Origin of the sequence: Campylobacter sp. B0100352/1, assembly GCF_020135855.1 — a bacterium.
In the GTDB taxonomy this organism is placed as follows: domain Bacteria; phylum Campylobacterota; class Campylobacteria; order Campylobacterales; family Campylobacteraceae; genus Campylobacter_D; species Campylobacter_D taeniopygiae.
In genome coordinates, this window is the sequence record NZ_JACHTP010000020.1 from 24,496 (window position 1) to 34,879 (window position 10,384).

10 protein-coding genes and 1 tRNA gene are annotated in these 10,384 nt (G+C 28.7%); 2 read left to right on the top strand and 9 right to left on the bottom strand.

All coding sequences use genetic code 11. From position 1 onward, the window contains the following. Window positions 1-5: 5 nt before the first annotated feature. The 7 genes from pyrH to H2279_RS06670 are packed head-to-tail and all read right to left on the bottom strand — an operon-like array spanning window position 6 to window position 6,839. Window positions 6-725: a UMP kinase gene (gene pyrH, locus H2279_RS06640; RefSeq protein WP_137624386.1), complete on the bottom strand. Its 720-nt coding sequence runs from the start codon at window positions 723-725 to the stop codon at window positions 6-8. A gap of 49 nt (window positions 726-774) precedes the next feature. Continuing rightward, window positions 775-1,983 carry a murein hydrolase activator EnvC family protein gene (locus H2279_RS06645; protein ID WP_137624385.1) on the bottom strand — a complete coding sequence of 403 codons (1,209 nt, stop codon included), beginning with the start codon at window positions 1,981-1,983 and terminating at the stop codon, window positions 775-777. Continuing rightward, window positions 1,980-2,786, bottom strand: coding sequence for an ABC transporter permease (locus tag H2279_RS06650; protein WP_137624384.1), 807 nt, complete (start codon window positions 2,784-2,786; stop codon window positions 1,980-1,982). Before H2279_RS06650 ends, H2279_RS06645 begins: the two co-directional genes overlap by 4 nt. Then, a complete protein-coding gene (locus H2279_RS06655; RefSeq protein WP_137624383.1) occupies window positions 2,773-3,438 on the bottom strand; it encodes a cell division ATP-binding protein FtsE in 666 nt (221 codons plus the stop codon). Before H2279_RS06655 ends, H2279_RS06650 begins: the two co-directional genes overlap by 14 nt. 56 nt (window positions 3,439-3,494) lie before the next feature. Beyond that, complete coding sequence (gene trmB / locus H2279_RS06660; protein WP_337195996.1) at window positions 3,495-4,691, bottom strand: tRNA (guanosine(46)-N7)-methyltransferase TrmB; 1,197 nt, start codon at window positions 4,689-4,691, stop codon at window positions 3,495-3,497. Further along, entirely contained in the window at window positions 4,691-5,923 is a 1,233-nt protein-coding gene (locus H2279_RS06665; protein ID WP_337195997.1) for a fibronectin type III domain-containing protein, read from the bottom strand. Before H2279_RS06665 ends, trmB begins: the two co-directional genes overlap by 1 nt. Beyond that, a complete protein-coding gene (locus H2279_RS06670) occupies window positions 5,871-6,839 on the bottom strand; it encodes an RluA family pseudouridine synthase (protein ID WP_337195998.1) in 969 nt (322 codons plus the stop codon). Before H2279_RS06670 ends, H2279_RS06665 begins: the two co-directional genes overlap by 53 nt. A gap of 80 nt (window positions 6,840-6,919) precedes the next feature. On the opposite strand from H2279_RS06670, the gene H2279_RS06675 reads away from it, so the two are divergent. Both H2279_RS06675 and H2279_RS06680 read left to right on the top strand, forming a co-directional pair. After that, on the top strand, window positions 6,920-8,011 hold the full coding sequence (locus H2279_RS06675) for an FtsW/RodA/SpoVE family cell cycle protein (protein ID WP_137624379.1): 1,092 nt from the start codon (window positions 6,920-6,922) through the stop codon (window positions 8,009-8,011). A 44-nt stretch (window positions 8,012-8,055) separates the two neighbouring features. Beyond that, window positions 8,056-8,132: transfer RNA gene (locus H2279_RS06680), tRNA-Ile, on the top strand. Window positions 8,133-8,267: 135 nt separating this feature from the next. On the opposite strand, the gene H2279_RS06685 is transcribed toward H2279_RS06680, so the two are convergent. Then, the gene (locus H2279_RS06685; protein ID WP_337195999.1) at window positions 8,268-9,680 is read right to left on the bottom strand and encodes a hypothetical protein; all 1,413 of its coding nucleotides are present in this window, start codon (window positions 9,678-9,680) and stop codon (window positions 8,268-8,270) included. Window positions 9,681-9,682: 2 nt separating this feature from the next. After that, window positions 9,683-10,384, bottom strand: a 702-nt coding sequence (locus H2279_RS06690) for a hypothetical protein (protein WP_337196000.1), incomplete at its 5' end; no start/stop codon positions are given.

The following is a 10,384-nucleotide window of genomic DNA, read 5'->3' on the forward strand; positions in this document are numbered from 1 at the left end:
CTCCTTTATTGATTTTTAACTATAGAACAAAGGCTTGTATCACCTTGTATAATTTTTAATAAATTGCCTTCTTCAAACATATTACAAACTACTATTGGCAAAGAATTATCTTTAGCCAAAGCAATAGCCGTATCATCCATAACTTTAATATTATCTTGCATAGCTTCATCATAAGTTAAAGTTTGCAAAAACACCGCATCATCAAATTTATTTGGATCTTTATCATAAACACCATTGACTTTTGTTGCTTTTATAACCATATGCGCATTGATTTCTACTGCCCTTAAAATAGCTGTAGTATCAGTTGTAAAATAAGGATTTCCAGTTCCAGCAGCAAAAATAACCACTCGACCTTTTTCCAAATGTCTATGTGCTCTTCTCATAATATAAGTTTCACAAAATGCTTCCATTTGTATCGCACTTTGAACCCTAACATCAAGTCCAGAACTTTCCAAAGCTTCTTGAATCGCAATAGCGTTAATCACAGTGGCAAGCATACCCATATGATCTCCACTTGTGCGCTTAATAAGCCCTCCTTTAGCTACAGAAACGCCCCTAATGATGTTTCCACCACCTATTACTATACCTACTTCTATATCATTTTTTACTAATTCTTTAATTTCATTGGCGATAAATTTTAAGATAGAATTTTCAATTCCAAAGCCATTCTCTCCAGCTAAAGCTTCACCTGAAAATTTTACCAAAACTCTTTTTTTATCTTGCATAATCTCTCCTTAATCTGTGAAATTATAGTTTAAAGTGAATTAAAATTAGCTAATTTAGACTGATCAACTCCAAAGGATTGATATGAAAATTTTTTTGAGTAACTTCAAAGGTTAAATCATTTTTAATCCTACCCACTATAGCACCTTTTTTAATATTTTTTCCTACTTTGATATTTGGAGCTATTTTATCAAGATGTGCATAAATCGTATGTATTCCATCATCGTGTTCCACGATAACAACGCGTGCTAGCATACTTGTATCTTTTGCAAAAACTACTTTACCATTTAAAACATTTTTAACCACAGCATCGGACTTTGTGCTTTTTAAAACAACACTTTCATTAAAGATTTTAATATTATAGACTGGATCTATATAATTTCCAAATTTTTGCTTAACAGTGAAAGAATCCAAAGGTGCTATTGTTTTTTTTCCTGTATAACGTTTAATCACACCACCTTGATAACTTGAACCGAGTTGGCGAATTTTTTGATTATTATTTGCAATTTTTGAATTACTAATCGATGGTTTTTCTTGCTCCTTCTCTTCTTGTTTTCTTTGTATTATTCTTAATTGATCAAGGGTTTTTCTTAATTCATCTTGTTGAGCTTGTAAATCTTCAAGTTTTTTGACATAAATTGCACGATCTGTTTTTTGTTTATTAATTTCATCGATTTGTTTTTTTCTTAAATCTTGAAGTTTAACAAGTTGCGCATTATAAACTTTTAAATTGTCATTAATTTTTTGAATTTGCATTTGTTTATCATCAATCATTTTACTAACATCTTCGTAATCTTTAGAAAGTTTGAAAATCTCACTGCTTAAAACTTTGTCTAAATTCCCTAAAATTTCAAAAGCCATAAAACTTTCTTTACCTTCAACATAACCTTGTGGTATGGGTAAATCATAAGCAAAATCTTTCGCCATCAAAGCGATTAATTTTCCCTCCATATTTGCTCTAGTTTTTAAAAGATCACCATTTTGAGTTGTAAGCAAATTGAGTTCTTTATATTGAGCCTTTGCATTTTCTTCAAGTTTAGCAGTTTGAGAATTAAGCGTTTGAATTTGCGAACTTAAGTCTTTTAAAGTTTTTTCTCCACTTAATATATCACTTGCCAAATCTTCAAGTTTTTTATTAAGTTGTTGCTGTATGCGTTTATTTTCTTCTAAATTTTTTGCTTTCTCATTTATAGCGTTTGCATAAATTGATCCAAAGGCTAAAAAAAGAAACAAAAAGATAGAAAAAATCTTTTTTGTCATTTTTTAACCCTAAACATTACAGAATTGACAAACAATAAACATACAAATAAAGTAGCTAAAAAAATCAAACTAAGCTGTAAAACAAAATTGATTGGAGGTAATACAATATCCACAGCTTTTAAATGATTTTGTATGATTTCAAGATCGTAAATTTGCGTAAAAAATATCAATAAAATAATAAAAGCGATCAAACAATCCATAAATACAATCTTATAAAGCATAAAAGATCTAAACCAAAATGGCGCCCCAAAAAGACACATAATTTCCACGCGTTCTGTATGTTCAAAAAGCCAAATTCTCATTTGTTTCAAAAATAAAACAAAAGAAAGAACGATAATAATAAATAAAAATAACCAAAATACAAATTTCATTAAAACAAGTAAAGAATAAACCTTATCATGTGTCTTAGCGAAAGTTTCGATTTTGCTAATACCTGAAATACTTAAAAGCTGATTTTTAATCGTATCAAGTTCGTTTTGAGTGGGCAAATGGTTTAATTTTATGCTATAAAATTTGGGTAAAGAATTTTTTAATGCTTTTAAATTTTTATCTGAAATATCATTTTTTAAACGCTCGATTAAATTTTTTGGATCCAAAATTTCCAAACTAGAAAAAGAAGGGATTTTGGTTTTAATAACATTTTTATCAAGCTCATTGGAACTCACAACTATGATATTATAATCTTTATTTGCCAACTCTTCATAATATTTTAAAGTCGAATTAGTAAGCAAAATAAACTCAAATGCAAACATCATAAAAAGTAAAGGTAAAATTAAAGATAAATGTGTTCTAAAAAATTTCATTCATTGTTCCATTCTCTATATTAAAACGACGATAATTCAATCTCAAATTAACCGGTATTCTATGAGTAACTACAACCACACAAGTTCCCAAAAGTTCTCTAGCTGATTTTAAAAGCGTCCAAATGATATCCGAAGAATACTCGTCCAAATTTCCCGTAGGCTCATCGCAAAGCAAAAGTTTTGGATTATGCGCTAAAGCCCTAGCCATAGCTACACGTTGCTGCTCACCCCCACTTAGCTGATTAGGCAATTTATCGGCTTTAAAAGTTAGATTGACATGTTTTAAAAGTTTATTTGCTTGATCTTGACAAACTTTTTTACTATATCCTTTAATCATTAAAGGAAGCATAACATTTTTTTCAACGGTATATTCTTGTATAAGTCTATAATCTTGAAAAATAATGCCTATTCTTTGGCGTAATTTTAAAAGGTCTAAATTACCGATTTTTTTCATCGAAGAACCGCAAACTTGAAGTTGCCCTGAAAGAAGCTCCAAATCTCCATAAAAAGATTTCAAAAGTGTACTTTTTCCACTTCCACTTTTTCCTGTAATAAAAACAAAATCATCGTCTTTAAAAGTAAAACTTGCTTCTTTGATAACCAATTCATCATAGCCTAAAGAAAGTTTATTTGCTTGAATTAAATTGGGCATTTTTCTTCCTCTTCAATTTTCAAATTTTTTAATTATGCTTTGTTTTTACTTAAATTTCAAGAAAATAACGCGGTATCAAAATGAAATTTAAGCACCTTTTTTAATTTTTCCATTGCTTTCAAATTTTCTTTAATCCTAAAAGGTTTTTTAAATAAAAATTCTATTTTTTCACCCACATAAATATAACTATGTTCAGGTTTATTAAAAGCTCCAAAAGCTATTTTAAAAATCAAACCTTCTTTTGCTTGATACAAATTTTCAAAATGCAAAAAATAATCATCTCCTTTTAAAGTTAAATTCTTAAAATTTTTCTCTAAAAGAATTAAATCATTTGCATTAAATGTCATATCAGAAAAATCAAAATCATCTAAATTTAGCTCATCACAAACACTATCTAAATTCCACACCCAAAGATCAAAAATATCTTTATTTTGTCTTTTCCATCTATCTTCATATTTACTAGAAATTTCAAGGTCTTCATTTTTTCTAAGGCTAAATTTTGGAGTGCTAAAATGTAAAAATTGCTTAAGCGTAAAATCAAAATATTCATAACTATCCGTTCTAAGCTCAAATCTCCCATTTTTTCCTAAAACTCTAGCACATTCTTGGCAAAAATTTTTCGCAATAACGCGTCTATGTGGTTTTTTATCCCAAGGGACTGGAAAATGTAAAAAAATTTTTTCTACAGAATTTGACTCAAGTACGCTAAGTAAAAGCCTAGCATCACTTTGTATTAGCATAATATTGCTTAAATTTTGACTCTTTGCCAATTTAGCTACTTGAGTGATAGCTGGATTATAAATTTCAACCCCTATTATTAAAGTATCTGGATTATTTTTGGCTTGATAAAGCAAATGCCTGCCTGATCCAAATCCTATTTCAATATAAATTTTTCCCTTAATTTTCGATAATAATTGATCAAAATCATATGCAATTAAAGAAGTTTTTTCAATCAATGCATTGTGTTTAAATGCAAAAGCTTCATTAATAATATCTTCATGATTGCAAAAATAATCCCTAAAAATCTGTAAAGATTTTTGCAAATAAGCTATTTTGGAAGGTTTAGTATGCTTATCACCCTTGATAACAAAACTATCTTTTTCTTTTTTAACCTGCAAAAAGAAACTCTCTTCATTTACTTTAGTATATATTAAAATAACATTATTATTTTCAGCCATCCATTCTAATTCTACCTCGTCTTTTTTAAAAGGTAGAATCAGATCTTTAATTTTTTTAACTTTGAAATTTGGCACTATTGCGCTGCCTTAACTCTTTTTGAAGGCTCCGAACGCAACCCAGCAGAATCAATTGCGATAACCTCATAACTGTATTCTACTCCTGGCAAAGCTTTAATATCTTTTAATTGTTTTTCTTTGATACCTTTAAAAATAGCATTTTGCTCTCCGCCATAGCGTCTAACTTCATATTCTACAGCTCTAGAATCCCCATCAATCCATTCAAGATTAATCCCTTCAGGTGTGCTTTGAGCTAGGATAATACTTGGAGAAGAAGGAATACCTAAGGTTTTTCCTTCAACCCCATTTTTTGGCATAGGACTTTCTAAACCATCTACATCAACCATAGTTACTTTATAATATTTAATTTCATCTGAACCCTCAACTAAATCTTCATAAGAATTTTTATCTGTTTTAGCAATGAGAGTATAAGGGAGAAAACTTGAACTCGTAGAATAAACTTTATAATAAGAAAAATCTTTATAAGCAGGTGCATCCCATGTTAAAATTATTTTATTAGAAGCATCTGAACTAGCATTTAAATTTTGCACCTCTGGCGGCAAAGCTTTGCTTGTAGAATTTAAGACTTGACTTGGCTCACTTTTAATCCCATCAAAACTTACAGCAATAATTTGATAATTAAAATTTTCATTAGGTTTTAAATCTTTGTCTATATACTCTGCACTTAAACGATTTTTAACTTCGGCGATTTTTTTAAAATTATCTTCATTGCTTTTTGATCTTTCAATGATATAAGAATTGACTCTTAAGTCAGGATGAGGACGCCAGATTAATTTAATACGATTTGGTAAATTAGTTATAGCTTGAACAAAAGGAATAGCCTCAAGTCTTGGCATGGTACTTGCTTCAAAAATTTTACCATCTTCTGAAGGATGTCCTTGATTATCAAAACTTCTCATTTTGTAATAATATTTTGTATTAGGTTTAAGATTTGTATCTACATAATGAGTTTGAAATTTATCTTTGATAGTCGCTACAAGTTTAAATTGAGGATCTTCATCACTAGAACGATACAAATAAAAACCTTGTATATTATCATCATACAAAGGCTCCCACTCAAAAGCTATATTACTCATATCGCTAAGAGTTTTAACATCATCCATCTTAGGCAAACTTTCATTAATCAATACTTCTTTACTGGACTCAGTGTTTGAAACCTGCGAAACACTACAAGCACTAAATAAAAGAATCAAAACGCTTAAGCAAAGACTCAAGTGAAATTTTTTCATCCATCTCTCCTAAAATAAATTTATTATTTAAAATCTCTTTAAAATCCTCCATCAAAGGAGCTTTAACAAAAATTGTTTCCTTTTTCTTAGGGTGAATAAAATATAAAAAATAAGCATGAAGCATCACCCTACCTTCATATTTTCCTCTATAGCCATATAATTTATCGCCTAAGATATGACGATTTATACTCGCTAAATGCGCCCTTATTTGATGTGTTCTGCCTGTAAAAAGTTTTGCAGCGATTAAATTAACATCCTCATTTGCAATTAGATTAGTAAAAGCACTTTTAGCATACTTACTCCCTTTAGCATTATCCTCCACTGCTATTTTTTTTATAGCGTTTGTTTGAGATCTGGCTAAAGATTTTTCGATTATAATTTTATCGTCTTTTAGTGACAAATCAATTAATGCTAAATAAATTCTTCCCATAGTTTTATCGCTTAATTGTTCGCTAAGCTTTTGATGAGTGAAATTATTTTTAGCTATAAGTATAGCCCCGCTTGTATCCTTATCAAGTCTATGAACAAGCCCTGCTCGAATTTCTCCGCCTAAATTAGATAGGGTATAATTTTTCGCAAGCAGCCAATCCACCAAAGTCAAATCCTTAACACTACTTGCCCCATGCACCACCAAATTTGAAGGCTTATTTAAAACAAGCAAATCCTCATCTTCATATAAAATTTCTATATCAAAATTCACATCAAAAGACTTTTTTTCTTTACACTCTAAAGAAGGAAGTTCTACGCAAATTTCATCGCCAATTTTTAATTTAAATGAATTTTTATTTTGAATTTGGTTATTAACTTTTACACATTTTTTTTCTATAAGCAATGCTACTTGATTACGACTTTGTTTTAATATTTTTGCTAAAAAAATATCCAATCTTAAATTTTCATCCGCTAAAAAAGTTTGCATTTTTTCCTAAATTATCTCATTAGATTTAAAATCTTATTCTATAATTATAATTTTAATATTATAGTTTAAAAAGGCAAATTTTGTTTATATTGGATAGAAGAATATTAACACATTTTGATTATATGCAACCTATATTATTCACACCTATAATACTTCTTTCCTTTTTTTTAATTTTTGAAGCCCATGCTTTATTAGCAGAAAAACAATTTGTCTACACTTGTGTTGGCACACTCGCCTTTTTTATCTTTTTCTTTATCCCCATTCGGAAACTAATTTGGCTTATTCCTGTAGCCTATTTTATAAATATTTTTCTACTTTCAAGCGTTGATATTTTTGGGGTTGAAAAACTGGGAGCAAAAAGATGGCTAGAAATTCCTTTTACACAATTTACAATACAGCCTTCAGAAATTTTTAAACCAAGTTTTATTCTAATGCTTGCTTATTTGATTTATCAAAACCCACCACCACAAAATGGTTACAAACTCAAAGAATTTGCAAAAATCAGTTTTTTTATTATTTTGCCTTTTTTATTGATAGCAAAAGAACCGGATTTAGGAAGTGCGACCGTATTATTAATTGTTGGCTTTGGAGTGCTTTTTATCATGGGAGTTCATTATAAAATTTGGTTGAGTATTATTCTTGTTATAAGTATTAGTTCACCTATAATCTATACACATTTTTTAAAACCTTACCAAAAACAAAGAATTCATGATTTTATAGCAGAAAAACCAAGCTATCAAGTCGCTCAATCTATGATAGCCATAGGCAATGGCGGCCTTACTGGCAAATCAGAAGATGAGGCTACTCAAACACATTTTAACTTTCTACCTATATCTACAAGTGATTTTATTTTCGCTTATTTGGTAGAAAGATTTGGATTTTTAGGCGGATTGGTTTTAATTTTATTGTATGTTTTACTTATTTTTCACCTTTTAAGTCTTAATAATAAGCTTAAAAATGACTATTTTACCCGAGTGGTGGTTAATTGTGTTGCCTTATTTATTTTTATTTACGTTGCGGTAAATATTTCTATGACTATAGGTTTTGCTCCAGTTGTTGGAATTCCATTGCCTTTCTTTAGCTATGGTGGAAGTTCTTTTACTATTTTTATGATCTTTTTTGGAATACTGCAACATCTTATCACGTTCAGATATTTTTGGATAGATAAATAAAATATTTTTAAGCAAAAATAAGTTATAATTCTCGCTTTTAAAATGGATTTATAGCTCAGTTGGTTAGAGCAACCGGCTCATAACCGGTTGGTCGCAGGTTCGAGTCCTGCTAAATCCACCACTTCTAATCAAATTTTTACCAATTCTTAAAATTCCTCAAAAATTTAAAACAAACTTGATTAACATTAAGAATATAAATTTGTCATATAACACTTTAGAATCTATTAAATAAAAAAGTAGATTAAACTAATCTACTCTATTTATTGTAAGCATTTAAAAAAGCTAAAGCTAAAGCTTGATTGAAACGATAAGCAAGAAAAGCATCGCTTCGCACTATCCAATCATATCGCCAAGGATAAGCTTCTTCATTATCCTCACGAAAAATCATCATTCGTTCTTTTAGAAAATTCTTATCTTTCCCCAAATTCATTCTACAGCTTTCAAATACAAGATTTTTAGTATGAAAATTATTTTGTATTAAAAAAACACTGCTATCATATTTTTGCTTAGCAATTACTTCTTCTACATTATCCTCACTCCAAGGCCATCCATCTATTGGTAAATCATATAGATTGCCAATTCGCGAAAATTTAACTATTTCCTTATAATTAGATTGATGTTTTTTATCCAAAATCACTTTATATTTAAGGTCGTTACCATTTTCAACATGGAGTGTTTTATTTATCACTTTAAGCCCATAAAACTCAGGATATTTAATATTTGTTTGATCATTTTGTATGAGTTCTAAAAGTTCATCATAACCTATACCTAGTTTATTGATTTTAGCTTTAGGTATAATAGGATCGATCTTATAATCCTTTGAAGAAAGCAAATTTAAATTCACTTCATAATTTCCATCTACTTCCAGAATACTTTCTTTATAAAAAAACTGATCTTGATTTAAAGGTAAATAAGTTTTTAAAAGATTTTCATCTTTTAAAAATACTTTTCTAATAGAATTAGGGATAATATCATAAATGATATCATAAAGAGTGATAGTATCAGCACTTGAAACATCAAGATCAAGTGCTGTTGCGGTATCTATGATGTTAAAATTCCTATCATATCTATAATTGACATTTTCAATTTTTAATTGACGAATAGCATCAAGAAGATTATAACTTTTATGATTAAAAGTAGAAGTGAAATTTTTTAAAAACTCTTCATAGTCTAAATTAGGATTATTTGTAAGTTGTTTTTGTTTTTCATAGAGTTTAATAGTAAGCCATTGTGAAAAAACAAGTTGAACGAAAGGATATTGTTTTACCAGATTAGAGAATTTATCCTTATGTTTTTCTCCAAATTCAAAAACTTCTAAAATAACATTTTTAGGTAGTTCTACTCCAAAGGCATTGTATTCATTGTCTTTTAGGGTGCTTAAATTTGTGATAAGATTTTTGGTTGGATTGTCATCATATTCATATCGTGCAAGACTAAAATTAATCGGTAGATAATTTGATTCATCAAGACATTTCGGACAGAATAATCCAAGGGTTATTTTACCTAAATAATAAAAATCTACATCATCTTTTATAACATAATCTGAATTAAGTTCTTTATCATCATCATAATAAAAATCATCTTTTATAACATAATCTGAATTAAGTTCTTTATCATCTGCATTAAGTGTGCAAAAAATCATCATTAAAATACATATTATTTTTTTCATGGTTATTCCTCTATATTAACTTTTGTTTTATCATAAGCATTTAAAAAAGCTAAGGCTAAAGCTTGATTGAAACGATAGGCAAGAAAAGCATCGCTTCGTACTATCCAATCATATTTTTCAGGATAGACTGCATCTCTAAATTGACTAAAAATTCCATCCGATTTTATTTGATCTTTAAAATATTTATCCTCTCTTAATTTCATTCTAAAACTTTCAAATACAAGATTTTGAGAGCAAAAATTGTTTTGCAATAAAAAAGCTCTGGTATTGCAATATTGTATTTTAATTATATGTTCTACTTTATCATCAGCCCAAATTTCACCTTGCGATGGAAAATAAATATCAATTGCGTCTTGAGTTTGTGAAATTCTTACCATATCCTCATAATTAGCCTTATGTCTTTTCTTTGGATCTAAAACCACTTTATACACCCTCTCATTATCTGAAATAAATGCATTTGGTGGGTATTTTGCTATTATCTTAAATTCATCAATCTCAGGATATTTAAGACTTGTTTGATCATTTTGTATGAGTTCTAAAAGTTCATCGTAGCCTATACCTAGTTTATTGATTTTAGCTTTAGATATAAGAGGATTAATATTGTAATCTTTTAAATATAAAGCATCCAATTGATAATATTTTTTAGGAACTTTTTTTTCATTATAAGTTATATTTTCTCCATATAAATATTTAAAAACTTCTTT

Coding starts and splice junctions, on each gene's coding strand:
- pyrH (WP_137624386.1), bottom strand. CDS start 725: ATGCAAGATAAAAAAAGAGTTTTGGTAAAATTTTCAGGTGAAGCTTTA.
- H2279_RS06645 (WP_137624385.1), bottom strand. CDS start 1,983: ATGACAAAAAAGATTTTTTCTATCTTTTTGTTTCTTTTTTTAGCCTTT.
- H2279_RS06650 (WP_137624384.1), bottom strand. CDS start 2,786: ATGAAATTTTTTAGAACACATTTATCTTTAATTTTACCTTTACTTTTT.
- H2279_RS06655 (WP_137624383.1), bottom strand. CDS start 3,438: ATGCCCAATTTAATTCAAGCAAATAAACTTTCTTTAGGCTATGATGAA.
- H2279_RS06665 (WP_337195997.1), bottom strand. CDS start 5,923: ATGAAAAAATTTCACTTGAGTCTTTGCTTAAGCGTTTTGATTCTTTTA.
- H2279_RS06670 (WP_337195998.1), bottom strand. CDS start 6,839: ATGCAAACTTTTTTAGCGGATGAAAATTTAAGATTGGATATTTTTTTA.
- H2279_RS06685 (WP_337195999.1), bottom strand. CDS start 9,680: ATGAAAAAAATAATATGTATTTTAATGATGATTTTTTGCACACTTAAT.